General features: G+C 65.8%; 29 protein-coding genes. 16 read left to right on the top strand and 13 right to left on the bottom strand.

Features of this window, described 5'->3' with window-relative positions; genetic code table 11:
• Nucleotides 1-2: 2 nt before the first annotated feature.
• The 4 genes from ASD42_RS09075 to ASD42_RS09060 all read right to left on the bottom strand — a co-directional run bounded on the left by ASD42_RS09075 (nucleotide 3) and on the right by ASD42_RS09060 (nucleotide 5,474).
• A complete protein-coding gene (locus ASD42_RS09075) occupies nucleotides 3-1,016 on the bottom strand; it encodes a TIGR03617 family F420-dependent LLM class oxidoreductase (protein WP_056812667.1) in 1,014 nt (337 codons plus the stop codon).
• 149 nt (nucleotides 1,017-1,165) lie between these two features.
• Nucleotides 1,166-1,942, bottom strand: coding sequence for a DUF1206 domain-containing protein (locus tag ASD42_RS09070; protein ID WP_056812666.1), 777 nt, complete (start codon nucleotides 1,940-1,942; stop codon nucleotides 1,166-1,168).
• Between the two features lie 2,135 nt (nucleotides 1,943-4,077).
• A complete protein-coding gene (locus tag ASD42_RS09065; RefSeq protein ID WP_235569350.1) occupies nucleotides 4,078-4,488 on the bottom strand; it encodes a kinase in 411 nt (136 codons plus the stop codon).
• 134 nt (nucleotides 4,489-4,622) lie between these two features.
• Complete coding sequence (locus ASD42_RS09060) at nucleotides 4,623-5,474, bottom strand: AAA family ATPase (RefSeq protein WP_156677407.1); 852 nt, start codon at nucleotides 5,472-5,474, stop codon at nucleotides 4,623-4,625.
• A 212-nt stretch (nucleotides 5,475-5,686) separates the two neighbouring features.
• Here ASD42_RS09060 and ASD42_RS09055 point away from each other — a divergent pair, with 212 nt between their 5' ends.
• The 11 genes from ASD42_RS09055 (at nucleotide 5,687) to ASD42_RS09005 (ending at nucleotide 12,995) form a co-directional block, all read left to right on the top strand.
• On the top strand, nucleotides 5,687-6,136 hold the full coding sequence (locus ASD42_RS09055; protein WP_056812659.1) for a hypothetical protein: 450 nt from the start codon (nucleotides 5,687-5,689) through the stop codon (nucleotides 6,134-6,136).
• On the top strand, nucleotides 6,133-6,420 hold the full coding sequence (locus ASD42_RS09050) for a hypothetical protein (protein WP_056812656.1): 288 nt from the start codon (nucleotides 6,133-6,135) through the stop codon (nucleotides 6,418-6,420). Before ASD42_RS09055 ends, ASD42_RS09050 begins: the two co-directional genes overlap by 4 nt.
• A gap of 2 nt (nucleotides 6,421-6,422) precedes the next feature.
• The gene (locus ASD42_RS09045; protein ID WP_084787121.1) at nucleotides 6,423-7,025 is read left to right on the top strand and encodes a DUF2637 domain-containing protein; all 603 of its coding nucleotides are present in this window, start codon (nucleotides 6,423-6,425) and stop codon (nucleotides 7,023-7,025) included.
• Nucleotide 7,026: 1 nt separating this feature from the next.
• Entirely contained in the window at nucleotides 7,027-7,251 is a 225-nt protein-coding gene (locus ASD42_RS09040; protein WP_056812650.1) for a hypothetical protein, read from the top strand.
• Nucleotides 7,251-8,810: an FtsK/SpoIIIE domain-containing protein gene (locus tag ASD42_RS09035; protein ID WP_056812647.1), complete on the top strand. Its 1,560-nt coding sequence runs from the start codon at nucleotides 7,251-7,253 to the stop codon at nucleotides 8,808-8,810. Before ASD42_RS09040 ends, ASD42_RS09035 begins: the two co-directional genes overlap by 1 nt.
• Nucleotide 8,811: 1 nt before the next feature.
• Nucleotides 8,812-9,003 (top strand): hypothetical protein, encoded by a 192-nt coding sequence (locus tag ASD42_RS09030; RefSeq protein WP_056812644.1) that lies wholly within the window; start codon nucleotides 8,812-8,814, stop codon nucleotides 9,001-9,003.
• A gap of 217 nt (nucleotides 9,004-9,220) precedes the next feature.
• Nucleotides 9,221-9,421 (top strand): hypothetical protein, encoded by a 201-nt coding sequence (locus ASD42_RS09025; RefSeq protein ID WP_056812639.1) that lies wholly within the window; start codon nucleotides 9,221-9,223, stop codon nucleotides 9,419-9,421.
• Nucleotides 9,385-9,822, top strand: coding sequence for a hypothetical protein (locus ASD42_RS09020; protein WP_156677406.1), 438 nt, complete (start codon nucleotides 9,385-9,387; stop codon nucleotides 9,820-9,822). The genes ASD42_RS09025 and ASD42_RS09020 overlap by 37 nt, the downstream gene beginning before the upstream one ends.
• 35 nt (nucleotides 9,823-9,857) lie before the next feature.
• Entirely contained in the window at nucleotides 9,858-11,531 is a 1,674-nt protein-coding gene (locus tag ASD42_RS09015) for a replication initiator (protein WP_056815840.1), read from the top strand.
• A gap of 13 nt (nucleotides 11,532-11,544) precedes the next feature.
• A complete protein-coding gene (locus tag ASD42_RS09010) occupies nucleotides 11,545-11,730 on the top strand; it encodes a helix-turn-helix transcriptional regulator (RefSeq protein WP_056812634.1) in 186 nt (61 codons plus the stop codon).
• Nucleotides 11,730-12,995, top strand: coding sequence for a tyrosine-type recombinase/integrase (locus tag ASD42_RS09005; RefSeq protein ID WP_056812631.1), 1,266 nt, complete (start codon nucleotides 11,730-11,732; stop codon nucleotides 12,993-12,995). The genes ASD42_RS09010 and ASD42_RS09005 overlap by 1 nt, the downstream gene beginning before the upstream one ends.
• Before the next feature lie 93 nt (nucleotides 12,996-13,088).
• Here ASD42_RS09005 and ASD42_RS09000 read toward each other — a convergent pair whose 3' ends face one another.
• Together ASD42_RS09000 and ASD42_RS08995 are read right to left on the bottom strand one after the other, a co-directional pair.
• The gene (locus ASD42_RS09000; protein WP_056812627.1) at nucleotides 13,089-14,303 is read right to left on the bottom strand and encodes an acyl-CoA dehydrogenase family protein; all 1,215 of its coding nucleotides are present in this window, start codon (nucleotides 14,301-14,303) and stop codon (nucleotides 13,089-13,091) included.
• A 31-nt stretch (nucleotides 14,304-14,334) separates the two neighbouring features.
• On the bottom strand, nucleotides 14,335-15,732 hold the full coding sequence (locus ASD42_RS08995; protein WP_371852071.1) for an acyl-CoA dehydrogenase family protein: 1,398 nt from the start codon (nucleotides 15,730-15,732) through the stop codon (nucleotides 14,335-14,337).
• A gap of 407 nt (nucleotides 15,733-16,139) precedes the next feature.
• Between ASD42_RS08995 and ASD42_RS35185 the strand changes: the two genes are divergently transcribed.
• Complete coding sequence (locus ASD42_RS35185) at nucleotides 16,140-16,337, top strand: hypothetical protein (RefSeq protein ID WP_131817110.1); 198 nt, start codon at nucleotides 16,140-16,142, stop codon at nucleotides 16,335-16,337.
• Between the two features lie 21 nt (nucleotides 16,338-16,358).
• Here ASD42_RS35185 and ASD42_RS08980 read toward each other — a convergent pair whose 3' ends face one another.
• Nucleotides 16,359-17,120, bottom strand: a complete 762-nt coding sequence (locus ASD42_RS08980; RefSeq protein ID WP_056815837.1) for an alpha/beta fold hydrolase — start codon at nucleotides 17,118-17,120, stop codon at nucleotides 16,359-16,361.
• 60 nt (nucleotides 17,121-17,180) lie between these two features.
• Here ASD42_RS08980 and ASD42_RS08975 point away from each other — a divergent pair, with 60 nt between their 5' ends.
• Nucleotides 17,181-17,561, top strand: a complete 381-nt coding sequence (locus ASD42_RS08975) for a MerR family transcriptional regulator (RefSeq protein ID WP_056812616.1) — start codon at nucleotides 17,181-17,183, stop codon at nucleotides 17,559-17,561.
• Between the two features lie 32 nt (nucleotides 17,562-17,593).
• Here ASD42_RS08975 and ftsX read toward each other — a convergent pair whose 3' ends face one another.
• The 6 genes from ftsX to ASD42_RS08950 form a co-directional block, all read right to left on the bottom strand.
• A complete protein-coding gene (ftsX, locus tag ASD42_RS08970; protein WP_056812613.1) occupies nucleotides 17,594-18,496 on the bottom strand; it encodes a permease-like cell division protein FtsX in 903 nt (300 codons plus the stop codon).
• Nucleotides 18,496-19,185, bottom strand: a complete 690-nt coding sequence (ftsE, locus tag ASD42_RS08965; protein WP_056812609.1) for a cell division ATP-binding protein FtsE — start codon at nucleotides 19,183-19,185, stop codon at nucleotides 18,496-18,498. The genes ftsX and ftsE overlap by 1 nt, the downstream gene beginning before the upstream one ends.
• A 54-nt stretch (nucleotides 19,186-19,239) precedes the next feature.
• Entirely contained in the window at nucleotides 19,240-19,395 is a 156-nt protein-coding gene (locus ASD42_RS34310) for a hypothetical protein (protein ID WP_156677405.1), read from the bottom strand.
• Entirely contained in the window at nucleotides 19,382-20,239 is an 858-nt protein-coding gene (locus ASD42_RS08960) for a mechanosensitive ion channel family protein (RefSeq protein WP_056812606.1), read from the bottom strand. The genes ASD42_RS34310 and ASD42_RS08960 overlap by 14 nt, the downstream gene beginning before the upstream one ends.
• 128 nt (nucleotides 20,240-20,367) lie before the next feature.
• Nucleotides 20,368-21,486: a peptide chain release factor 2 gene (gene prfB, locus ASD42_RS08955; protein ID WP_056812604.1), complete on the bottom strand. Its 1,119-nt coding sequence runs from the start codon at nucleotides 21,484-21,486 to the stop codon at nucleotides 20,368-20,370.
• A 45-nt stretch (nucleotides 21,487-21,531) separates the two neighbouring features.
• On the bottom strand, nucleotides 21,532-22,389 hold the full coding sequence (locus ASD42_RS08950) for a helix-turn-helix transcriptional regulator (protein WP_056812599.1): 858 nt from the start codon (nucleotides 22,387-22,389) through the stop codon (nucleotides 21,532-21,534).
• A 141-nt stretch (nucleotides 22,390-22,530) separates the two neighbouring features.
• On the opposite strand from ASD42_RS08950, the gene ASD42_RS08945 reads away from it, so the two are divergent.
• The 3 genes from ASD42_RS08945 to recQ all read left to right on the top strand — a co-directional run bounded on the left by ASD42_RS08945 (nucleotide 22,531) and on the right by recQ (nucleotide 26,022).
• Complete coding sequence (locus ASD42_RS08945) at nucleotides 22,531-23,112, top strand: NADPH-dependent FMN reductase (RefSeq protein ID WP_056815834.1); 582 nt, start codon at nucleotides 22,531-22,533, stop codon at nucleotides 23,110-23,112.
• Between the two features lie 38 nt (nucleotides 23,113-23,150).
• A complete protein-coding gene (gene hisN / locus ASD42_RS08940; RefSeq protein WP_056812596.1) occupies nucleotides 23,151-23,936 on the top strand; it encodes a histidinol-phosphatase in 786 nt (261 codons plus the stop codon).
• Nucleotides 23,937-24,030: 94 nt separating this feature from the next.
• Nucleotides 24,031-26,022, top strand: coding sequence for a DNA helicase RecQ (gene recQ, locus ASD42_RS08935; RefSeq protein ID WP_056812592.1), 1,992 nt, complete (start codon nucleotides 24,031-24,033; stop codon nucleotides 26,020-26,022).
• Nucleotides 26,023-26,075 lie beyond the last annotated feature (53 nt).

The following is a 26,075-nucleotide window of genomic DNA, read 5'->3' as shown; positions in this document are numbered from 1 at the left end:
AATCAGAACTCCCGCAACAATTCGGTCAGCAGCGTGGGGTCCGCCCGATAGGGCGTGTTGAAGCCGAGCCGCCCGACGATTCCGTCGTAGCGCTCGTGCAGTTGCGCCGCCGCGCGGGCGGGGTCGGTGGCCGTGATCGCGACAGCGTCGAGGAAATCGTCGTCGATGAGCTCGGCCATCCGATCCCATTCCCCGCTCTTGGACATCTCTTTGAGCCGGGGTCCGAGTTCGGCCCGGTCGTGGAGCTCGAGAATCGGCCAGTAGGCCGGTGTCGACCCGTAGAAGGCGAGCTGCTTTCGGATGGCCTGCCTCGCCGCGGCGAGTTCGCTCGCGGATCTGCCCGTCGCGACCATCGCCGAATGGTGGATCACGATGTCGTCTACGGGTTTCCGCGCGCGCTCCGCTCCCCGCGCCAGGGCGGGCAGGGTCACCTCGCGCAGAAATCTCGGAGTGCAGAACGGGTGCGACATGAATCCGTCGGCGACCTCTCCCGCGACCGCGGTCATCCCCGGCCCCACCCCCGCGAGATAGATCGGCGGCGGGCCGAACCCGGCCACCTCGGCCGCCGCGGGGCGGAACAGCGGCGGCATCAGGGTGTGCTGATAGAACTCACCCTGGTAATCGAGCCGCCCGCCCTGCTCCCAGCTCGCCCAGATCGCGCGCACGGCCATCACCATGTCGCGCATCCGGTCGGCCGGTCGGCTCCACGGCATCGAGTAGCGCCGGGTGATGTGCGCGCGGATCTGGCTACCGAGGCCGAGAACGAACCGTCCGCGGGAGTACGCCTGCAGATCCCAGGCGATGGTGGCCAGCGACAGTGGATTTCGGGCGAACGCCACCGCGATCGAGGTACCCAGCTCGACGCGCTCCGTGTGCTCGGCGGCGAGCAGCAGCGGTAGGAACGGGTCGTGGGCACCTTCGAACGTCCAGATGCCCGCGTAGCCCGCGGCCTCCGCGGCGGCGGCGTCCTTGCCCATCGTGGCGAGCCCGCCGGTCAGCGTTGTGTCGATCTTCAAAACGCACGAATCCCATCACCGTCGTCTGCCGTTCGTCGCGCGGAGTCGGTGACAGCGCGCGACGATTCGACCATCACCGTATCGCTGCACAGAGCCGATCCGGGCTGATCCGGCAAACGCCGAGGATGGGATTCGAGCGGGTCCGCGGGTCAGACCGGGACGCCGCCGTAGGTCCTGCGGTGCTTGGCCTCGAGGAAGGACAGCCCGCCGAAGGCGATGAGGCCGACCGCGATCAGCATGAGCAGCCAAGGGCCGAAAGGATTTCCGGCGAAATCATGCAGGACCGCGTCGATACCCTTGGCGGCCGCGGCGTCGTAGTTGACCGCTGCGACCATGGCGGCGAAACCGATGCTGATCACGATCGCGCCCCGAGCGAGATAGCCGATCCGGCCCAGCCAGATCGCGGCCTCCCGCATACCGTGCGTCATCCAGCCCATCCGAAGGTCCTCGGCGAAGTCGAGGCGCAGACCGCGCACCGTCTGCCAGATACCGAAGGCCAGGATGGCGATACCGATCAGCAGCACAACCACCTGGCCGCCGTCCCAGCTCAGGATGCGGCCGGTCAGATCGCGGGCGACCGCGTCGCTCGGCGTCGGCGTGCGCCCGTGCATCACGAACCGCAGGGTGCCCCAGAAGGCCAGGGCATAGACGATCCCGGAGATCACGGCATAGGCGCGGTGTCCGCCCGAATAGGTCCGCCCCGCACCGGCCACCTGCACCGCGCGCCACACAGCCAGCGCGGCGAAGCCGAACACGAGAATCCACAGCAGCAGATAACCCAGCGGCTTCGCGGCGATCGCGGCCAGCGCCCCGCCGGCATCCGGCTCGTGCTCGGCCGTTCCGATCGCCAGCATGAAAGCGAGAATGCCGATCACGACGTAGGCGACGCCACGCGCTACGAAACCGAAACGGGCGACTGCTTCCACTCCGCCGGAACTGGCGGACCTGCGCGGCGCCCGGTCATAGGACCGGCGGCCCCAGCTCCGGTTTCGGACCGACCGCCACCCGCGCCGGTCGGTTCGGACCCGATCACGTCGCCGATATCTGTTCGCACTGCGAAATACGCTCATGATGTTCCCTATCTCTTCCTCTGCGGTAATGCCCGCACCGTGAGGTTCAAACACCGTGAAGAGAATTTGCATGCGGCGAGATCTGCTGCCGGGCAAGCGAATGCGTCGAAAACAGAAAATCCGGTGCGAGTCAGCAGTCGACTCGCACCGGATTTGTTGTTGTCTACCAGGTCACTTCAGCCCGGAGCTGGTCTTCCCGAGCACGCGGCGAGCCACGATCAGCTGCTGGTCTGCTGGGTGCCTTCGAAGATGTCGAGGATCTTCCGGCCATGATCTTGCCTCCCGGTGAAACACCTCGAAAAGTGGCTCTGAGCTGCGCTTCTGGATCTTGTCGGTTCTCGTCAGTTCTGGGCCATTTCCGACCTCCTACGGCCTGTAGACGGCCTGGGGCTCTGGTGTCGACCACTTCATTACGAGTCGAAATCGTCGTGTCTGACGGCGGTCTGCTGACGTCCGTATCCCTGCGTGAAGTGGCGAAATACTTCCGTGGGGGTCTTGCCGTGTCCGAGGTCGTTTGCGGGACATGTGGCAACGTCGTGACAACCGCGGGCGCGCCCTTTGCTCGCTGCGGGAGCGGTGAATGCCATGCTCGACACAGCCGCCAAAACTCTCGAATCCCTAATAGGCGGAGGCTATCGTTGCAGGGTCACGGCAGGTCCCTCATTTGTTGGCGTGACCGACCAGAAGAACCCTTGAGGGCCTGTTCGACTGCACGCACGGCAGGTCAAATCGAGATTGTTCGTTGATGGCCTTCGCGACAGAGAGGGAAGTGAGTCATGAGCGTAGACAGAGACCCTTCACAGTTCATCGAGCGTCTGCGTCTGGGCACGCTCGCAGCTCCAGTGCAGGTTGTGGGCATGGTGCGAGCAGCTGATGAGGACAGTGACTCCATTCAGCTGACCAGGGACTGCTCCATGTGGGTTTCCATTCCTGCAAGCATGATCGAGGAGATCAGTTTGCTGGGGACTCGGAAGTGTAAAGACCACATGCACCACGTAGCAGGTATTCAGTTCAAAGAGCCTCAGACCGAGGAAGGTGTGGTGTTTGCGCGGCTGATCACCGAGCAGTTGGCGAACCCTCCGATCGCCAGGGGGATTGGAGGCGGTCCAGATGAAACGCCACCTGGCGTCGGAAGCTGCTACGGCTGTGTCCATGGGTGCTATGTGGCATGCGGCGGATATGATTACTCGTGCTACAGCAACTGCATCAGAACTTGGTGCCCCGAATGCAACTGATCAGCCCCTCATCCCCTTCGAGTGTTCTTGATTTAATTTACGCGTCGGCGCATCGAAGTCGACTTCACCTTCCCCTGCTTCCTCGTCCTGGCCATCCCTGAGCTGAGGGAGGTCGTGTCAAGGGCGCTCTCTCCCTTGACACGACCGAGTGAGGTCAGACAATCGGGCCATGAGGAGGCAGGGGTTTCGCAACCACATGATCCCCAGTCGACAAGGTGCCACGCATGGCTGTCGCTCGACCGATTTTTGTTCAGCAATTCATCCGTGCAGGTCAGTCCGGTTTCGAAGTTCCTGCGACTGGACCACAGCCAGGCCCCACGTGCGAGTGCAGCGGATTCGGTGGACGAGTTGCGGGAGAGAAAGTCGGGGACGGCTCACGGAGTGCCCAGCACTGCTCGGTGAACGAAAAAGCGGCCAGCTCTGTAGAGTCCGCGTGCTGCCACGTCGCCGAAGCGGATGCCAGAACACGCGAAGAGAACCAACTGCGCACCGGCGGCCATCGCGCCGCCGACGCGCTCGACGCGCCGCGGCGACCGCTGTTCAGGGAGCCGCGCTGCGCGTCGTAGCGCGGCGGCGGCGCGTAGCGCCGTCGGTGCGCTCTTGACTCTATATAGCCAAATTCAGCAACAACTTCGTTCAAAGTGACGGGCGGTGCACACTCGGGATGTTGTGAACCCGGCCGTTGAGCCCAGCTAGATCGGTTGCTGTTCTTGGCAATCCACGTCGGCCCGCTCGAGTCGGGTGGATGCTCCAGCGTCAGGTGGATGCTTGAGCGTTGCGTAGTCGCACGGCGGCCTCGATGTAACTCGCGGCCTCGTCTGGTTCGATCCGGGCCGTGTCGAGTGTTGCTGTGGCGGTAATGCGGGGGGTTTCCACGCTGGCTGCGAGGCGTTCGGCAGTGTCGCCAGTGTTTCGAGCCACGATTCGCGCTCTGGCTGTCGCGAGGTCGGTTACCAGTTGCACGACGGTCCAAAGAACCTCGGGCATAGCGGTCTTCACAGCGTCGACGACTTCGGGCTGACCAGCGTGGACAACCGGAGTAAAGCCGTCGTCCAGCAGTTGGGACAGGCCAGGTCTATCGATCACATAGCGTGCGCCATACCGCTCGTTACTCCAGATAACTTGGTCTGCTTCAGCGAGACGGGCGATCTCCACCTCGTCGGTCATTCGGTACCCCGTTGTGCGACCCGGCCCGCACTTGATTCGTTCGAACAGCCGATATCGCGGGTTGCGCTGCGTCAGGGCGGCCGTGATTGTGTCTTTTCCGGTAGCCGGTGCGCCATAGATGATGATCCCCGTCTTCACTGGCCTGAGTCCCGCCGAAACGACTCGATGAGCTGCTGCGCCTGCGTGCGAAGCGGGGGGCTATCGGGGTCGTTGTCGATTACGACATGCGCGACCTCGGGCCGGAAGTTCAGATCCAGACCGGCGCTGTAGGTGTCCCAATCGGCAAGTTTGCCGCTGTCGCGTCCGGCGCCACGCCTCTTGAGGTACATCAGCATCGTGTCGAGAGAACAGCGGACCCAGACGAAAGTGCAGTCCGCTTCGAGGGTCTCACCGCGGGCCGTAACGCGGTCCAACCACGCGCGGTTGTCGAATTCCCGGATATAAGGGGCGGTGGCGATCACCGATGTCCCCACGGAGATGTTGTCGTTGATCACGCCTTCGAGCGCCTCGTACTCGCGTGGGCGAAGACGTTCGAAGTAGGTCGTGGATTCACGGTCGTTGACGCTGCGCCCGAGGTCTTCGAGCGCAGGTTCGATCAGCGGACGCGCAATCGTGTCTTTGTCGAGGAACGCCCAGTTTGTAGCCCGAGCCAGCGTTCGAGCGAACTCGCTTTTGCCTGAGCCGGGAAAGCCGCCGACATAGACGATCCGTGGGCGAATCGGGCGAAGCGGGGACGACAGCGCAAGCGTGACCGATGTCGGTGTCGTGACGATGCGACCGGACCGGTTCTGCGTCGCGACATAACCCTCCTTGACCAGGAGGTCCATCGCATCGCTGATCGTGCGCTGACTTGCCTGCCATTCCTTCGCGAGCTCCCGCGTTGATGGGAGTCGCTGACCGTCTCGCAGTCGCCCCGCCTCGATGTCGTTACGGATGGCCTGCGCGATCCGAGCAGGGGCGGTGGGTTTGGCGTCGCTCGCGGGCACGGCACTCCTTCGGTAGCAGTTGCTAACGCGAGGGTATCAGTTGCCACTGACGTTCTGACCTGGGGAAAGTGTCGAATCCAAGGTTGCCGTGAATTGCCTCACGAAAGTAGTTGCTTTCCATGGGTAGCAGTTGCTACCGTTAGTGACGCGGGGCACAGATACCAACCGAAATCGACATCCACCGAAGCCCCCAGCACACAAGGAGACAGACCATGGCACTTCAGCGCGGTTACCGCTTCCCCGTCTCGCAGGCCGAGGCGTTCCCGATGGGTTTGCTGCTCAACGGTCAGATCGAGGCTGCGATCAAGTACAACCCGGACCGCAACGCGATGCCTGAGCAGTTGCGCGACTACAACCCGAAGACCAACGAGGGCACGGGCCTGCTGATGTGGAAGGCCAACGTCACCGATCCGCACGAGCCCAAGGCCAAGCGCAAGAGCTTCGAGCTGATCTTCCTGGCCGAGAACGTTCCGGCGGTCACGGGTGAGGAGCTGGCTCCCGGCACGGGTCTGCGCATGCTCCAGGTGGAAGGCTTGATGGCTGAGCCGAAGGTGATGGGGCAGGGCGAGTTCAAGTACCTGGGCTACCAGTACTTCGCGGGTGCGATCAAGGGCGATAACTCCGGTGCCCGCAACCGCCCCGTCGCTGACAAGGCCGCGTGATCGTCATGTCCTTCATCACGATTCACACTTCGTCGCCCGGCATCCTCGTCAGCTACTCCGCACCGCGTCCGGCCGCCTATGACGAGAGCAGCACCATCCCTGCCTACTTCAATGTCGAACTGGACAAGAAGTACGGCGGTGCACGTTTGGCCCTGACGGTCGAGGATGCCCGGGTTCTGCTCGAACGGCTTCCGCGTCTGGTGATGGAACACGATGCCGCCGAGCATGTCCGGGCCGAGCAGGTGGCCGCTGAGAAGTCCGCGACTGAGTTCAAGGCGGCGTGACCGTGAGTACGGCGGATCAGCAGCCCAAGAGTGTTCGGTGGGCTCGCTGGTCCGCCGTTCTCATCGTTCTTGTTATCGGTGGGGCCGCGTTCGTTCTCTCGTTCGCGGCTCTGCGTGACCTCGCGGTCCGGGCTCACACACCGACTCATCTGGCGTGGCTGTTCCCGGTGATCGTGGACGGCACCATCATTCAAGCCACGATCGCGGTCCTGGCCCTGGCCGACAGCCCCGAACGGACCTTCTTCACCCGAGTCCTGATCGCCGGGGCCACGGTCTCGATCGGCGGGAATATCGCTCACGCGCTGGTCTCGGGTCACGGCGCTTTGGCTGCCATCCTCGCGGTGATCGCCCCCGCTGCCCTGTTGCTCGACACTCACGGCCTGGCGGTGCTGTTGCGCACTCGCAACACCTCGTCAACCGAACCCGCTGCCCCTGACGTCGCGGTCGAACCTTCTGTCCCCGAACCTGTTCCGGCTCCGATGCCGACGAGTTCACCGATTCTCCCGGCACCTGTCCGGCCGACCACACCGCCGCCTGTGCGGGTGGTTCAACCTTTCCAACCTCCGCGTCCTGTTCCGGTCGCGGTTCCTTCAGGAGGTAATTGACATGGAACGTTCAGCACTGATCTCCGTGGGCAGCTTTCACGTTGGCGACGCCGAAATCTCGCAGGTCTTAGTGATTCAAGCCGAATACCGCAGCAGCACCGACGTGGTGTGTGTGGATTTTGGCTCGACGTTGCTGCTTGCCACCGTCGCCGACGCTGCCACGTTGATCGACCAGCTCACCGCTGCCTTGGATGCACGGACCTCGACATTGCGCGCGGTGGCGTGATGGGTACGACCATTGTTTCGCTGTCGACGGTCATCGCGGCCGGTCTGATGCTGTGGTGGCGTCACCTCGACAACCCAGCCCGGACCCGCGCCGTTGCTGTTGACCCGTTCGCCTCAGTGCCGGCGGATTTGCGCCCCGCGGCCGTGATCCTGACCGAGGGCAAGCACCTCGAGATGATGTGGGCCGCGCTGGGTTTGGGTTCGGCGGGCAACTGGCCCACCATCATCGGCGGTGTCGACCTGACCCCTACAGGTGCGGTGCTCGATGTGCAGATCGTCGGCGGGCAGAAACTGACCGACTGGACCAACGAAGACACCGCCGACGCGCTCGCCCAATACCTCGCGGTCCCGAAAGTCCTCGTCTCCCAAGCCGGACCGGGATTCGTCCGCCTCGAACTGTGGTGCTTCGACACCCTGGCCGAACCGGTTGCCTCGGTGCAGGAAGCGACCGGGGTGGACCTGGAAGCGGTCCCGGTCGGCAGGCATGAGGACGGCCGGTTGTGGCTGCTGCGCATCCTCGGCGCTCATATCCTGCTCGCCGGTGCCACCGGGTCGGGCAAGGGCTCGGTGCTGTGGTCGATCATCGCCGGACTCGGGCGCGCGATCAAAGCCGGATACGTCGATGTGTGGGTCGCGGACCCCAAGGGGGGCATGGAGTTTTCCCGCGGTGAGGACCTGTTCACCCGGTTCGAGTGGGAGTCGTCGGGCATCTTGGCGATGCTCTCGGACGCGGTGGCGCAGATGCGGGAACGAACCGCCAAGCTCAAGGCCGCGAGGGTCCGCGTGTTCGAGCCGTCTCCGGCTGATCCGCTGGTGTTGATCATCATCGATGAGGCTGCGGCGTTGTCGTCGTATGCGTCCCGTGAGGAGCAGGAGAAGTTCCGGCAGCTGTCGGGCCTGTTGCAAACCCAGGGTCGTGCGGTCGGCTACTCGGTGGTCTCGGCGGTGCAGGACCCGTCCAAGGACACCATGCCGAACCGGCAGCTGTTCACCGTCCGGATCGGGCTGCGTCTGGATGAGCCGACTCAGATCGCCATGGTGCACGGCGAATCGGCCAAGGACCGTGGTGCGCGGTGCACCGAAATCCCCGCGGACACACCCGGTGTCGGCTACGTCGCTGAAGACGGTCGGGCGGGATTCTCGCGGGTGCGGGCGTTCTGGGTGGCCAACGACGACATCGACGCCATGGTGGCCGCGTACGCCCCCGAAAAGCCCGATTACACACCTCAAGCCGACTACACCGACTTCGACCCGGACTACATCCCCGGTGAAGACGACGAGCAGGGGCGGGCGGCAACCGAATCCCACGTCGTCACCTACTGCGACACCTGCGGCGACATCCTCACCGACGCTGACGGGGAATCGATCTGCTTCGACTCCACCAACCAAGCCGTCTCGTTCCTCAGCGCCGATCGCGTATCCGGCTGGGTCTACGACGGCGACACCGTCCGCTGCGACATCTGCCTAGCGACTCAGCAGTGCCAGCGCGACGGCCACCAGTTCACCGAACTCGAATGCACCGTCTGCGGAATCTTCCCCGCCGATCACAAGGAGTACTGACATGGCACGCAAGAACACCACCCGCACCGACAACGGTCTCGCCGACGTCATCGACTTCCAGACCCGCAGCCGCTGCCGCTCCGAAGCCCGCGGCTTGGACCCCCTCGCCGTGGCGGTGACGATGCTCGCCGAGACCGGCCACGCCCCTGCCTGGAACGACTACGGCACGGATGGATGGGACGACGCGGCATGACGAAAGGACCGGCCTACGCCCCGTACTGGGGCCTGCTCGTCGGCGAGACAGTCCACCCGCTTCCCAAAGCTCGCGGGGCGGGAGATGCCTTCGTAGCCGCTGGCAAGGACCCTCGAGGCCCCGAAGTGGTCTACCGACACAACACAGCTGACCCGTGGCTCACCTTCTCCAGTGACGAAGAAGCTCCCACACAGCTCGAATTCGATTGGACCCCAGCATGACTCGCACAACCACCACGACCACGAACGACACAGACCTCGGCGACGTGGTCATGGAAATGCTCGGCAAGCTGCTGGTCGCCATCGTCACCGCGGCGTTCCACCTGGTCTGGTTGGCGGTCCTGTTCCCGATGCTCTCGGTTCCGGGGTCGGGGTGGCTGGTGTGGCTGTCGCGGGGATGGTGCTGTGGCGAGTGTTGAGCCCGCAGACCTTCGAGCGCTGGCTCACCGGTCGCATCCGGTCCCGTTGGCTGACCTGGTTCCGCTACCGCCGCCGCTGGTCCGCCGTCATGGATGCCTGCCTGCTGACCAAGAAGGACGGCGACCGGGTAAGTGTCCCGCGGCTGATGGGGGTGCGGATCGGGGAATCGTTGGACACGGTCCGGGTGAAGATGCTGCCAGGACATGCCCCCAGCGACTGGGAGAACCGCGCCGAGCACCTGGCCCACGCCTTCGGTACCCGCCACGCCCAAGTCGCGATCGTCGGCGCCAGCCTCCTCGAGGTCACCTTCCGTCGCTCCGATTCGCTCGCCGAACCGATCGTCGTCGACTTCGAATCGATGGCCGGATTCAAGACCCTGCCATCGCGCAAGGCCGCATGACCACCACCAATCACCTAGCTGAGGGAGGCCACACCATGGACACCACCACGAACACCGCCGAACCCGCCCCCGTGGTCTCCCTCGGCCGTACAACAGCCGCCCAGCGCCGGGCAATGCCCTCTCTGAAGGACATCGCCGAATCGGCAGCCGAGAAAGAAGGCGTGTGCGCTCGGGTCATACCGATGCGCGCCGTCGACGATTCCACCGGCAAGATCTCCTACATCGGTGCCCCGTGCAAATGCCGCTTCGAAGCGATCTGCCCGGCGTGCGCCAAGGCTTACCGCACCCTGCGGATGAACCAGCTCCGTGAGGGTTGGTGCCTGAGTAAGGAACCGGTCGATGAGACCGTCGAGCCGACTCAGGAACAAACCGACTTGCTCACTGCCCGCGCGAAGCTGTTCGACCAGTTCCGTCAGGCCCGCGAAGACGAAGACACCGACCTGGCCGACTCGATCCGCGCCCTGGTCACCGAGATCGATTCCGAACTGCGTGACCTCGGCGTCAAAGGCCGGTTCCCGTCGCTGGAGGACAAACCACGCCGCAAGGCCAAGTCCACCCGCCGCCGCCAGGACGTGCCGAACCTGCCCCGCCGCAAGGTCGAAAAGCGCACCCTGGGCCAGGTCTACAACGGCTACCAGCCCTCCACCTTCCTGACCGTCACCCTCGACAGCTACGGCGAGATCAACCAGGTCTGGGACCCCAAGGCAGGCAAAGACGGCAAGGGCGCGATGGTCTCGGATGGCTCGCCGGTCGACCCAGACACCTACGACTACTCCCGCGCTGCCCGTGACGCGATCCATTTCGCCGCGCTGTTCGATAGGTGGGTGCAGAACCTGCGTCGGGCGGTCGGCTGGGATGTGCAGTACTTCGCCAGCGTCGAACCTCAGAAACGTGGTGCTCCGCACGCCCACATCGCTATCCGTGGGTCGGTATCGAACAAGATGCTGAAAGCGGTCACCGCGGCGACCTACCGCCAGATCTGGTGGCCCCACTTCGACAAGCCGGTCTACCACGACGGGCAGATGCCCGAATGGGACTACGACGCCGGCACTTTCGTCGACCCGCAAACCGGCGACCCGCTGACCTCCTGGGCTGACGCCCGGGCGGTGATGGACGAGGTAGACGACCTCGAACCGGCCCACGTGATCCGGTTCGGGGTGCAGGCCAAGCCGATTCAGATCCTCGGCGGCACCGACAAGATGGAACGACGGGTCCGCTACCTGACCAAGTACCTCACCAAAAGCGTCGCTGACCTGCTCGAACCGGGTTCCCGTCGTGTCGCCGAGCACTACGACCGCCTCCACGCGGAGATGTGCGTAACGCCCTGCTCGCCGAAATGCGGGGTGTGGTTGCGCTACGGCATCGTTCCCAAGGGTGCCACCGAGAAGACCCAGCCCGGCTACTGCAAGACCAATGCCCACCGGCGCGACACTTTCGTGGTTCCCGGTCGGCGGGTCCTGAACTCGAAGAAGTGGACCGGCAAGACCTTGCCCGATCACAAGGCCGAACGCGCGGAATTTGTTCGGTCACACGTGCGCGTGTACCCGGTCCCGCCGGGCGATCCGGACGCACCACCGCGCGAACACCTCGTGATGGCGCTGGTGAATGCCCGCTCGATATGGCGAGTCGAGTACACCAACGCCCGCATGGCCTTGGGCGACAACCCGCCAGACACACCGACTTCTATTCAGCAATCCGAAGCAGCATAGGGAGGGATCAACGATGGAACTGCCCGATGACCGCATGTGGACAGTAGACGAAGCGGCCTACTACCTCGGCATACCCGTGAAGACTCTCTACCAGTGGAAATGGCACGGTGACGGTCCTCCGGTACGCAAGATCGGCCGACACCTGCGCTACAACCCTGTTCGCCTGCGTGCCTGGGCTGACATGGACGAGGCCGCCTGATGGGCCACATCGACGACCGCTGGTGGCGTCCCAAGAAGGACGAGAACGGCATCGTCATCGTCAACGGCCGCGGTAAGCCGGTTATGGAAAAGACCGAGCTGTACGGGCACGGGATGCGTTATCGGGCCCGCTATAAGGACCCGGACGGTGCAGAGCGTGGAAAGTCGTTTCCGGACAAGCAGAAGGGGCGCGCTGAGGACTTCCTGATCGAGGTCGAATCGGACAAGCGCGAGGGCAAGTACATCGACCCGAAGGCAACCCGAAAGACCTTTCGGCAGCAGGGCGAGAGCTGGTTCCGCGCGCAGTCAGCCGACCCAGCGAGCCGTGAAACCTTGCGGAGTCGGCTCGATTCGCGCGTCTACCCCGAGTTCGGGGACCTCCCGTTGGGAAAGGTGTTGCCGTCGACCGTTCGCGACTGGGTGAGCAAGCTCGACGAGAAGAAGTACTCGGAAAACTATAAGGCTGTCCTGTTCGACATCGTCGTCGGCGTTCTGGACACGGCGGTCGACGATCGGCTGATCCGGACCAACCCATGCCATGCGAAGACGATCCGGCGACCCGTGCGGAGAAGTCCAAAAGTTATTGTCTGGCAAGACAATCGAGTTTCACTCGTCCGTTCCGGGCTGGCGAAGATCGACAAACGCTATTCCATCGTGATCCCGATCGGCGTCGGCTTGGGTCTTCGGCAAGGCGAGCTACTCGGACTTTCGCCGGCCGATATCGACCGGGACGCGATGACTGTGCACGTCCAGCGCCAGGTGAAATACGTCAAGGGTGCGCTGATGTTCGCGCTTCCGAAGCGGGAGAAAACCCGCTACGTACCACTGTCCACGGCTCTGCTCGACGCGATCGACGACCACCTGAAGACCTTTCCCGCCCAGCTGGTCACGTTGCCATGGGGTACTGCCGATGCTGAAATGGTGACGGTGCCACTGCTGACCACCAACAGCAAGGGCGAGGCGATGAGCGGCGACCTGTTCAGCAAGATCGTGTGGAAGCCTGCGTTCGGCAAAGCTGACCTCGAGTACGTGAACCGTGCGGACGGGATGCACTCGGGCTTGCGTCACCTCTACGCCTCGAAACTGCTCTCGCGCGGTGTCTCGGTCAAGGAACTCGCCGACTACCTCGGCCACGAAGACCCCGGCTTCACCCTTCGGGTCTATACGCACCTGCTCGCATCCAGCCACGACCGCGCCCGCCAGGCCGTCGACGAGTCGGCCCACATCTGGGAGCTTCCCCCCGAGAACGGCCTGGAAGCGGCCTGAGAGACCATGAGCCAAAATCGGAAGGCTTCCGGAAACAAAAAATCCGGTGCGAGTCAGCAAATCGACTCGCACCGGATTTCGTTGTCTACCAGGTCACTTCAGCTCGGAGCTGGTCTTTCCGAGGACGCGGCGAGCCACGATCAGCTGCTGGATCTGCTGGGTGCCTTCGAAGATGTCGAGGATCTTCGAGTCGCGGGCCCACTTCTCGAGCAGGGTGCGCTGGGAGTAGCCGATGGAGCCGGCCAGTTCCACTGCCTTGAGGGTGACGTCGGTGCCGGTGCGCCCCGCCTTTGCCTTGGACATCGAGGCCTCGAGCGAGTTCGGCTTCTTGTTGTCGGCCATCCAGGCGGCGCGCAGGGAGAGCAGGTAGGCCGATTCGTAGTCGGCTTCCATGCGCAGGAATTCGGCGGCCGCGGCGGACTGGTTCATCGCGGGGGTGTCGTAGGAGATCTCGACACCCGCTTCGGTGAGGACGCTACGCAGTTCCTCGAGCGCGGCGCGGGTGACGCCGACGGCCATCGCCGCCACGAGGGGACGGGTGTTGTCGAAGGTCTGCATGACCCCGGCGAAACCCTTCTCCACGTTGACTTCCGGCGAGCCGAGGATGTTGTCGGCGGGGATGCGGCAGTCCTGCAGCAGCAGCACCGCGGTGTCGGAGGCCTTGATGCCGAGCTTGTGCTCGAGCCGCGCCACCGACAGACCCGGAGCGTCACGCGGGACGACGAAGGACTTGATCGCGGCGCGACCGAGGCTCTTGTCGACCGAGGCCCACACCACGATGTGGGTGGCGCGCTGACCGCAGGTCACGAAGATCTTCTCGCCGTTGAGCACCCACTCGTCGCCGTCGAGAACAGCGGTGGTGGTCACCGCGGCGGAGTCGGAACCGAAGGACGGCTCGGTGATCGCCATCGCGGCCCACACCTTGCCGAAACGCGAGAGCTGCTCGTCGGTCGCCACCGCGGCGATCGCGGCATTGCCCAGTCCCTGGTAGGGGATGGTGAGCATCAGGCCGACATCGCCCCACGAGGTCTCAAGGGAGTTGAGCAGCGCGGACATGTTGCCGCCGTTGGCATTCGCGGTCAGATCCGCGTCGGCCTCGTCGTTACGGCCGCCCGCGGCGCCACCGATCTTCTGGGTGCCGGAGTCGGCGAGCCCTTCGATCATGGCGGCCATCGTGTCGAGCTCGACCGGGTACTCGTGCTCGGCGAGGTCGTACTTGCGGGAAATGGGACGGAAGATCTGCGAGGCGACCTGGTGGGCCTGGTTGGCGCTCGCCTTCAGCTTCTTGGGGAGTTCGAGATTGATCATTGGGGGGCTCCTACGAAGGTGAGAAACGGGCCTAGACCAGCACGATGCCTTCGGCGACACCGACGGAACGAAGGTCGCGGTACCACCGCTCGACCGGGTGTTCCTTGGTGAAGCCGTGACCGCCGAGCAGCTGCACGCCGTCCAGGCCGATCTGCATGCCCTTGTCGGTGGCCAGCTTGCGCGCCAGCGCCGCCTCCCGGGCGAACGACAGGCCCTGTTCCGCGCGCGAGGCGCCACGCAGGGTCACCAGACGCAGTCCGTCGAGCTCGATCGCCATGTTGGCGACCATGAAGGCCACCGCCTGGCGGTGCGAGATCGGCTCGCCGAACGCTTCGCGCTCGTTCACATACGGGATCACGTAGTCGAGCACGGCCTGGCCGGTGCCGATGGCCAGCGAGGCCCAACCCAGCCGGGCGAGCTGCACCGCGTCGCCGTATTCGGCGGCACGGGTCTTGGCGTCACTGTCGCCGAGAACGGCATCGGCGCCGACGGCTACGTTGTCCAGGATCAGTCGACCCAGGCCCGCGGCGCGCAGGCCCATGCTCGGATCGGCTTCCACGGACAGCCCGGCGGTGTCGGACTCGACGATGAACAGCGCGGGGCGCCCGTCGAGTTCGGCCGCCACGATGAACAGCTCGGCATCGGCGGCGGCCGGGACCAGGCTCTTCACACCGGTGAGCTTGTAGCCGCTGGGGGAGCGAACGGCCTTGGTCTGCAGGGCGAAGGGGTCGAACAGCGCGCGCGGCTCGTTGATCACCACGGACGCCTGCGGCACCGCGTCGCCGGTGAAGGCGGGTAGGTAGGTCTGCTGCTGCGCGTCGGTGCCCCACTGCGAGAGCGCGACGGTGACGCCGCTGGGCGCCAGAATCGGCAGCGCCAGGCCCATGTCACCGTGCGCGAGCGCCTCGGCCACCAGGGAGTTGGTGACGGCGCCGCGCTCGGAAGCCGCGCCTTCCAGCTCCTCGGGGACGTTGATCAGGGTGATGCCGAGTTCGGCGGCGCGCTCGAGCAGGTCGCGCGGGGCCTTGGCGGCATTGTCGGCGTCGTAGGCCGCGGGGCGCAGGATCTCGCCCGCGAAGTCACGCACCGTCTCGACGATCATCTGCTGCTCGTCGGTCGGGGTGAGATCGAAGTAGCCCTTGGTCTTGGCCTCGTTGTCGACCAGACGCTTGGGCTCACCGCTGCCCGCCACCTTCGCGAAGGTACGAGTGGCCGCGCCCAGGGTGCGGAACCCGGTCTTGGTGCCCTCGTAGGTGACTCGCTCGATCGGCTTGCGCAGGTTGTACTTGCCCGCGAGCTCCGACCCAGTAATGGTCGTCAAAGCGCGCATCGCGGCGCCCATCCAGTCCCGTTTGGGCTGGCTGAGGCCGACCGCGGACGTGTCGTTCGGACGTCGCTTCGTCGCGCTGTCTCGAGTGCTCATCATCACCTGATTTCCTCGGCTGTCGGGGTGCCTTCGACCCCACCATCTTACTCTTCGGTAAGACTATCTTACTCCGGAGTAAGAAGTGTGCCGACCCGTGGTGGAAATGCCGGTTTCTGTCACCCTGGTCCAGTGCCCGTCATCGCGTCGGTATTCGCGCTCGTTCTGTTGGTCACTTCGGGGCGCTACGGCTACCACCGCGACGAGCTGTATTTCCTGGCAGCGGGTCGGCGTCTGGACTGGTCTTACCCTGATCAGCCGCCGTTGTCGCCGTTTCTGGCCAGACTCATGGCCGCGGTCGATCCCGATTCGTTATGTGTCATGAGATTGCCTGCCGTCGCCGCGGCCACCGTCGTCGTGGTGTGTGCGGGGTTGCTGGCGGGAGAGTTGGGCGGTGGGCGGCGGTCACTTCGGTGTTCGTGGTGAACGCGGTGCTGTCGGCGCTGGTGTTCCTGCCGGTGTGGCCGATCGCGTGGTTGCGGGATTCGCCCGTCCTCGCCATCAACTACGACGCGGGCGAAACCATCGCCTGGCCCCGCTACGTCGAGCAGATCGCCGCCGCACGACCACCGTGGTCGCAACTCTGGCCGCAGCTGCGCACGCTCGGCTGAGGTCCTGGTCGTCGCGGAGATCTAGAGACCGTGACGGTCGAGGAAACCGGTCAGGAGTTTCTCCCATTCGTCGGGGCGCTCGACCATGACGACATGGCCGGCGTCGATCTCCGCGTATTCGGCGCCGGGGATCGCGGCGGCCAGCGTCCGCGAGTTCGCCGGATCGACCAGCAGGTCGGCGGTGGTGGCCACGACAAGGGTGGGCACCGCGATGGCGGCGAGGTCGGCGGTGGTGTCGACCGACTCGACCAGCGCTGCCTGCTGGCGGGTGCCGCCGGGAATCGAGGCGGCGGTCTGACGAACGATGTCGTCGACGGTGGCCGCGGGCAGATTGTTGACAAAGCCGGTGGAGAAGCCGGTGAGCACGGTGAGCCGGGCGAAGGATTCGTGGTCGCCGCGCTCGAGCAGGTCCTGCCAGGCACGCACGGCCAGCCGGGCGCGATTGTCGGGAGCGGCCAGGCCCGCGGTGAGCAGCAGGCCGGTGACACGGTCGGGGTGGCGCGCGGCGGCGCGCACGGCCACCGCGGTGCCGAGCGAGAAACCGACGATGGCGAAGGTCTCGAGACCCGCGTCGACGGCTGCCGCCACCAGGGCATCGGCGAGGCCGTCGAGATCCAACGGGGTCTCGTCGCCGGGGTAGTCCGACGCGACCACGGTGTGCGCCGCGGCGAGCGTGGGAATCACGGTGCCGAAATTGCTCTCGATTCCGCCGCCCGCGCCGTGCGCGAGGACGATGCCGGGACCGGAGCCGTGGACGGTGGTGTGCAGGGGAATCGTGTTCATGGCAGCGACGTTAGGGATTGACATGGGTGTGAAGGTCAAGCCGAAGATGCCGGTGATCACATGCTGATCGGTGAATTGGCGCAACGCACCGGGGTCGCCACCCGGCTGCTGCGCTACTACGAGGAGCAGGGTCTGCTGCATCCGCACCGCGACGGCAACGGGTACCGCAGCTACCCCGCGTCGGCGGTGGCCACGGTCGCCCGAATCAGGGAACTGCTGGCCGCGGGACTGAACACCGATGACATCGCCCTGCTGATGCCGTGCGCTGAGGAGGCGGGGCCGGTGCAAGCCTGCGAGATGTCGGTGCGAGTCATGGCCGAGCGAACCGCCGACCTGGAACGTCGCATCGCCGACCTGGACCGTCAGAGATCCGAACTCGCCGCTCAACTCGGCGCGAGCCTCGCCCATGCGGGGGGACAGCCGGTGCCGGACCTGAAGTAGCACCCGCGCATCGGCCGTCCCGCGCACAGGCTCTATTCGCGCACGTAGTAGCGCAGAGTGAGGTAGGCGGTGACGGCGGCGAAGACGATGCCGACGGGGGCAATCGTCAGGGCCACCACCGCGATGTCGTCGCCGGTGATGCGCGGGAAGACATTGCTGTCGAACAGCGGGCCCAGCGCCCGGTCGATCACCAGCGGCCGGGCGATGACCAGGCCGAGAACCGCGAGTACCGAACCGACGAAGGCGGCCGCGACCGCTTCGAGGAGGAACGGTAGCTGGGTATACCAGCGGGTCGCGCCGACCAGCCGCATGATGCCGACTTCCGTGCGCCGCGTGAACGCGGCGATCTGCACCATGTTCAACACCAGCAGCATCGCGGCCAGCGCCATCACCAGCGCCAAACCGAACGCGGCGTTGCGCAACCCGTCGAACAGGCTGGTGAGCCGGTCGACGAACTCCTTGTCATTGGCCACGATCCGCACACCCGGTCGGGTCGCGAAGCTGTCGTAGATGTGCTGGTACTGATCGGCGTCGGTCATCTTCACCCGCAACGAGGCAGGCAGCGGTGAATCCGAGATGTACTGCACCATCTCCGGCTGATCCGCGAACAGCTTCTTCGCCTCTTCCAAGGCATCGGCGCGGTTGAGGAACTGCACGCTCTCCACGCCCGAGGTCTGCTTGAGGTCGGCGAGCAGCGACTTGCACGGGTCGGCGGCGCAGTCGGGATCGGTGTCGGAGACCGCGTCGTCGAGGTAGAAGCGCACCTCGAGGCGGCCGATGAAGAAGTTCTCGGTCTTGTCGGCCATCCGCACCGACAGCATGCCGCCGCCGAGCATCATCAGCGACACCGCCGTGGTCAGGATCATCGCGATGGTCATCGTGAGATTGCGGCGCAGACCGTCGACGATTTCGGTGAACAGGAAACTCAGTCGCATTATCGACCCACCCCGTAGACGCCGGTCGCTTCGTCGCGCACGAGTCTGCCGTGGTCCAGTTCGACCACCCGCCTTCGCATGGCGTCGACGATGTGGTTGTCGTGGGTGGCCATCAGCACCGTGGTGCCGACGCGATTGATCCGTTCCAGCAGGGCCATGATGTCGGCGCTGGTATCGGGGTCGAGGTTGCCGGTCGGCTCGTCGGCGAGCAGGACCAGCGGCCGGTTGACGAACGCGCGCGCGATCGCGACCCGCTGCTGCTCACCACCGGACAACTCCGAGGGCAAGCGCTGCCCCTTACCGCCGAGCCCGACCATGTCGAGCACCTCGGGCACCGTCCGTTCGATGAACTGACGTCGCTTGCCGATCACCTCCAGCGCGAACGCGACGTTCTGTTCCACGGTCTTCTGCTGCAACAGCCGGAAATCCTGGAACACGCAGCCGATCCGCTGCCGCAACTTGGGCACCTTGCGCCCCGGCAACTTGTCGACCCGGAAGTCGGCGACCCGGATCTCGCCCGATGTCGGCGCCTCTTCCTTGAGCAGCAGTCGCATGAAAGTCGACTTGCCCGAACCGGACGGGCCGATGAGGAAGACGAACTCGCCTTTTTCCACATCGACGGAAACATTGTCCAGCGCCGGTCGCGTCGAGGTCGGGTACGACTTGCTGACGTTGCGCATGGTGATCACGGGGAGCCAGTGTAACCAGCGATGGGGGCGTCCCGGCCGGACGCGACGCGCCGATCAGCGCTCGGGTTCGGAATTCACCCAGGTCGGGACGGCATTGAGGAACGTCGTCGGGCCCTCGGCCGTGGTATCGGTGGGCTTGACGAACAGATACACGACGAACGTCGACAGCCACGCCGCCATCAGGATCGCTGTGGACTTACGTGGTTTCACTGATTCCCTCCTTACGCAGGGCCGCGGCGACGCGTACGCGCAGTTCGCGACCCACTTCGAATTGTTTGCCTGGCAATGTGCGGGCAACCATCCGGATGTTCATCACCTCGAGCGAGAGATCCTCGACACCCATCACCGACGGCTCGTCGAGCAGAAGCGGTTTGAGGCGGCGATCCTCGTAGGCCTTGGTGCAGACCGCGTGCAGGATCTCGTTGATCTTGGTGATGTCGGCCTGCGCGGATACCGGGACGTCGATCGCGGCGCGCGCCCAGTCCTTGGACAGATTGGTGACTTTCACGATCTGCCCGTTGGGGACGATGATCACCTCGCCGTCGGAATTGCGCAGCGTGGTGATGCGCAGCGTGACGTCCTCGACGGTGCCCTCGGCCACCTCGGCGGAGCCGGTGACCGAGATCTGCACCACGTCACCGAAGCCGTACTGGCGCTCGGTGATCAGGAAGAACCCGGCCAGGATGTCCTGGACGATGCGCTGCGCGCCGAAACCGAGCGCGGCGCCGAGCACCGCCGCGGGCGCGACCAGTCCGGTCACCGCGAAGCCCAGTCTGCGGAGCACCTCCATGCCGACCAGCACGTACACGATGGTCAGCACCACCCACGTGACCACCTGGGCCAGCGCGTGGCGATGCTTGGCCGCTTCGGTGCGCACCAGGGCATCGCTGGTCTGGAAACCCGAGTCGATCTTGGTGGTCACCCGGTCGCGTAGGAACGCCGCGAATCGGCCGAACAGCATCGCGCCGACGATCAGCAGAACGATTTCGAGGCCGCTGGAACGCATCCAGTCGCTGATCTCGGGTCCGCTGCTGGCCGCGAGGACGTCGGTCATCGCGTCTCCTTCATGGACCTGCACAGGCACAGTTTCGGTTCGGTCGAACGCACACCAGAAAGGTTACAGGTCGGTCACGGCGTGCGGTCAAACGTGCTGAAGCGCACGGTTTGTGAGCGAATCGCTGGCTACGCGTCGTCCTGATCGCGCATCCGCCAACGGATTCCGGATTCGATGAACCCGTCGATGTCACCGTCGAGCACCGCGGTGGGGTTGTTGACTTCGTGATTGGTGCGCAGGTCCTTGACCATCTGGTACGGGTGCAGCACGTACGAGCGCATCTGGTTGCCCCACGAGGCGCCCTCGTTGGTCTTGAGCGCGTCCATCGTGGCGCGCTCCTCCTGGCGCTTGCGCTCGAGCAGCTTGGCCTGCAGCACGCGCATGGCCGAGATCTTGTTCTGCAGCTGCGACTTCTCGTTCTGGCAGGTGACGACGATGCCGGTGGGGATGTGGGTCAGGCGCACCGCGGAGTCGGTGGTGTTGACCGACTGGCCGCCGGGGCCCGACGAGCGGTACACGTCGACCCGGATCTCGCCCTCGGGGATCTCGATGTGGTCGGTCGTCTCCACGACGGGCAGGACCTCGACCTCGGCGAAGGAGGTCTGGCGGCGACCCTGGTTGTCGAACGGGCTGATCCGGACCAGGCGGTGCGTGCCCATCTCCACCGACAGGGTGCCGTAGGCGTAGGGCGCCTTCACCGCGAAGGTGGCGCTCTTGAGGCCCGCCTCTTCGGCGTAGGAGGTGTCGTAGACCTCGACGGGGAACTTGTGCCGCTCGGCCCAGCGGATGTACATGCGCATCAGCATCATCGCCCAGTCGGCGGCGTCGACGCCGCCGGCGCCGGAACGGATGTTGACCAGCGCGTCACGCTTGTCGTACTCGCCTGAGAGCAGGGTGCGCACCTCCATCGCCTCGACGTCGACGCGCAGTGCGGCGCGCTCGGCATCGGCGTCGGCGGTGGCTTCGGCGGCGGCCGCGTCTTCTTCGGCCTCGGCCAGTTCGTAGAGCACCGGCAGATCCTCCAAGCGCTGGCGGAGGTCCTCCACGCGGCGCAGTTCGCTCTGCGCGTGTGACAGCTCACTGGTCACCTGCTGGGCGTGTTCCTGGTTGTTCCACAGCTCGGGATCGGCGGCCTGGTGCTCGAGTTCGTCGATGCGGCGGCGTAGCTCCTCGACATCGAGGACCGACTCGACCGTCTTGAGCGTGGTGTCGAGTTCTGCGAGGTCGGCGATAACGTCAGGATGCACGATTTCCTAGGCTACCGGTCGCCTCCGACACCGCGCCCAATCGGCTCAGCTTGCGATGGACCGTAAGCTGCCGGGGCGGCGTCCGACCAGCTGGTCGAGGGCGGTCGCGCTGGCCTCGTCGGCGGGGAGCAGGACGTAGAGCGACTGGTCGTCGTCGATGGACAGATCCAGCGATTCGTAGGCCAGCCGCAGCGTGCCCGCCTCGGGATGGCTGAGCCGGTTGATCCCACCCGAAGGCGGGAGGCCGGGCAGGGTCGCGAGGCGATCGGTGAAGGCGCTGCCAGCGGTAACGGTGAGTTCGTCGACCAGGGCGGCGACCATCGGGTCGGCGCGGAACGGGCCCTGCTTGAGCGAGGCGACCAGCTTGTCGGCGGCGGCGTCCCATTCCGGGTACAGCTCGCGGGCGCCCGGATGGGTGAACACGAATCGAGCGACATTGGCGGGTTCGCCCTGCTCGAACAGCCCACTGGGCGCCATCAGCTTCCGATAGCCCTCGGTACAGGCCAGGATCTCGGTGAAGCGGTTGGTGATCGCGGCGGGCGCCGGTTCGAGCTGGGCGAGGACGGCCAGAATCGTGGGGCGCACCGTGCGGTTCGGCCCCTGCTCGGCGGCGCCGCAACTGAATCCGGACGCGCCCTTGGAGAGTTGGTGCAGGTGGACGCGTTCGCGAGGACTCAGGCGCAGCGCCTCGGCGAGCGCGGACAGCACCTGGGCGGAGGGATGACTGTCGCGGCCCTGTTCGAGCCGGATCAGGTATTCGACACTGACGCCAGCGAGCAGCGCGACCTCCGCGCGTCGCAGACCCGGCGTGCGCCTGCGCTGACCGGCCGGCAGCCCGACCTCGGCGGGGGAGACCGCCTCGCGTCGGGTCCGCAGGAACAGCCCGAGTTCGTTGTCGCTCACCTCATCGACGGTACCCAGCTCGGCGCACCGGAGAGTGGCCGTGCCACTACCACTCTCAGCGTGGTCTCCCTGCGACGCTCGCGATCCGCGAGATTTGGTCGCACCGGCCGATCGGGCCGGTGCGACGACGAGGAGAACATCGTGTCCACACTGAAGCTCGCAATCATCATCGGCAGTGTCCGCGAAGGCCGATTCGGCCCCGTGGTCGCGAACTGGTTCGCCGAGCAGGTCGACGACCGCTTCGAGGTCGACATCATCGACCTCGCCGACACCGCGCTGCCCGCCTTGCCCGCCGTGCCGCCCGCGCTGGACCCCGACCCGGTGCGCCCGGCCGACATGCGCGACCTCACCGACCGACTGGCCGCCGCCGACGCCTACGTGATCGTCACTCCCGACTACAACCGCAGCTACCCGGCAGCCCTCAAAGCGGCCATCGACTGGCACTTCACCCAGTGGGACGCCAAGGCGATCGGCTTCGTCGGTTACAGCGGCGGCTCCGGTGGACTCCTGGCGATCGAGCACCTGCGCCAGGTCTTCAACGAACTCAACGCCCACACCGTGCGCAACTACGTCTCGTTCCCGCGCTACTACATGCTCTTCGACGAGAACGGCAGGCTCCGGGACCCGCAGGAGCCCGAAGGCGCCGCCGCGGCGCTGCTGGATCAGTTGCACTGGTGGACAAGCGCCCTGGTCGCAGCGAAAACAGCCGAGGTCGTGGCCTGACCACCGTTCTCGCACAGCTCGGCGAATACACTCTCCGCGTGGCTGCCTACTCCGCTGACCTGGACCTTGCCCTGCGACTGGCCGACCAGGCCGACGCCATCTCACAGGAGCGCTTCGGCGCCGTCGACCTGAAAGTCGACTCCAAGCCCGACCTCACCCCGGTCTCCGATGCCGATCTCGCGGTAGAACAGCTGATCCGCCGCGTACTCGCCGACGAGCGCCCCGGCGACGCCGTCCTCGGCGAGGAATTCGGTGGTGACGCCGAGTTCAGCGGCAGGCAGTGGGTGGTCGACCCGATCGACGGCACCAAGAACTTCGTCCGCGGCGTGCCGGTGTGGGCCAGCCTGATCTCCCTGCTCGAAGACGGCGTTCCGGTGGTCGGAGTGGTGAGTGCGCCCGCACTGGGTCGGCGATGGTGGGCCGCCGCCGGTTCGGGCGCGTGGGTGCAGGTCCACCCGGGGGCGCCCAAGCCGATCTCGGTGTCCGCGGTCGCCGACCTCGACGCCGCGAGCCTGGCCATCTCGAGTCTGTCCGGCTGGCACGAGCGCGGCCTGCGCGAGAAGCTCATCGACCTCACCGACGAGGTCTGGCGGGTTCGCGGATACGGCGATTTCTTCAACTATTGCCTGGTCGCGGAGGGTGCGGTGGACATCGCCGCCGAGCCCGAGGTCTCCCTGTGGGATCTGGCCGCCCTCGACATCCTGGTCCGTGAGGCGGGCGGCACGTTCACCTCCCTGGACGGGCGCTCCGGTCCGCACGGCGGCGACGCCGTGGCGACGAACGGGCTGCTCCACGACGAGATCCTGCCCCGTTTGCGTGGATGAATCGAGTTATCCACAGGTGAGCAACTTCGGCATCCGCCGCCGTCGGCTCCGGTCGCCGGGCTGCGCGACCGGCGCTCGCTCGTAGGATGGCCCGGTGAGCAATTCCGGCGCCACAGCCCCCGATGTCGACGACTTCCCGCCCGAAGACTTCCCGCCCGACGACGCGTATCCGTCCGACGGCGGTTACGTCTCCGAGCACGACTTCGCCGATACCGGCGGCTTCCACTTCGACGATCTCGCCCCGGCTACCCCCGGACGGGTCGCGGCTCCCGACCGCGGCGAGACCGCCGACGAAGTACTACGCCGCGTCTTCGGCTACGACAGCTTCCGTGGCGACCAGGCGGCCATCGTCGAGCAGGTCGTCGGCGGTGGCGACGCGCTGGTGCTGATGCCGACCGGCGGTGGCAAATCCCTCTGCTACCAGGTCCCTTCGCTGGTGCGCGATGGCGTCGGCGTCGTCGTCTCACCGCTGATCGCGCTCATGCAGGACCAGGTCGACGCGCTGAGCGCTCTCGGCGTGCGGGCCGGGTTCCTCAACTCCACCCAGTCGCCGGATCAGCGGCGGACCGTGGAGGCGCAGTTCGTGTCGGGCGATCTGGACCTGCTGTATCTGGCGCCGGAACGCCTACGACTGGAAGCCACGCTGCGGCTACTCGACCGAGGCAAGATCGCGCTGTTCGCGATCGACGAGGCGCACTGTGTGTCGCAGTGGGGCCACGACTTCCGGCCCGACTACCTCGCCCTGTCGCTGGTGCACGAGCGCTGGCCCGATGTCCCGCGCATCGCGCTCACCGCGACCGCCACCGAGAAGACCGCCGCCGAGATCGTCGAACGGCTCGATCTGGGCGCCGCGAAGCAGTTCATCTCCAGCTTCGACCGACCCAACATCCAATACCGGATCGAATCGAAGAACCGCGCCGACCGTCAGCTGCTCGACTTCATCCGCGCCGAGCACCCCGGCGACGCGGGCATCGTCTACTGCCTCTCGCGCAATTCGGTCGAGAAGACCGCGGCCATGCTCAACGAGAACGGCATCCGCGCGGTGCCCTATCACGCGGGCCTGGACTTTCGGACCCGTGCCGACAACCAGTCCAGATTCCTGCGCGAAGACGGCCTGATCGTGGTGGCCACCATCGCCTTCGGCATGGGTATCGACAAGCCCGACGTGCGTTTCGTCGCCCACCTCGACCTGCCCAAATCGGTCGAGGGCTACTACCAGGAGACCGGCCGCGCGGGCCGCGACGGTCTGCCGTCGACGGCCTGGATGGTCTACGGCCTCAATGATGTTGTGCAGCAACGCAAGATGATCGATTCCAGCGAGGGCGACGCCGCCCATCGCAGGCAGCTGCAACTCCACCTCGACGCCATGCTCGCCCTGTGCGAGACGGTCGGTTGCCGTCGCGCGCGCCTGCTCAACTATTTCGGCCAGACCGGTGGCACCTGCGGCAATTGCGACGTGTGCCTGAACCCACCCGAAACCTGGGACGGCACGGTGCCCGCCCAGAAGCTGCTGTCCACGGTGCTGCGGCTCAAACGCGAACGCGGACAATCCTTCGGCGCGGGCCACCTCGTCGACATCCTGCTCGGCAAGACCAACCAGAAGATCACCCAGCATCGCCACAACGAGCTCTCGGTGTTCGGCATCGGCACCGATCTGCGCGATACCGAATGGCGCGGTGTGGTCCGGCAGCTGCTCGCGGGCGGCCTGCTCGCGGTACAGGGCGAATACGGCGTCCTCGCACTCACCGACGAGAGCAACGAGGTGCTGTTCGAGGGCAGGAAGGTGCCGATGCGGCGCGAGCCCGAACGCGCCGCCCGTCCCGCGCGCAGCTCGAGATCGGCCAAGGCGACCGTCAACTTGCCCGCCGCGGACGTCGGACTGTTCGAGCGGCTGCGGGCCTGGCGTGCCGCCACCGCCAAGGAACAGGGCGTGCCCGCCTACGTGGTCTTCCACGACGCCACCCTGCGCGAGATCGCCGCGCGCAAGCCCGCCGACCTCGCCGCACTCGGCACCGTCGCCGGCGTCGGCGAGAACAAATTGGCCCGCTACGGGGAGGGGGTGCTGACAACGTTGGGCGAGGAGTAGGGCGCACCTCCGCTGTCGCCCCGCGCCGCCCATAAGGGTGTACACGCGCGGCG

The sequence above is a fragment of the Nocardia sp. Root136 genome (genome assembly GCF_001427185.1).
Lineage (GTDB): Bacteria > Actinomycetota > Actinomycetes > Mycobacteriales > Mycobacteriaceae > Nocardia > Nocardia salmonicida.
The sequence above is the reverse complement of the archived record's forward strand: the minus strand, read 5'-3'. Positions and strand labels throughout refer to the sequence as shown.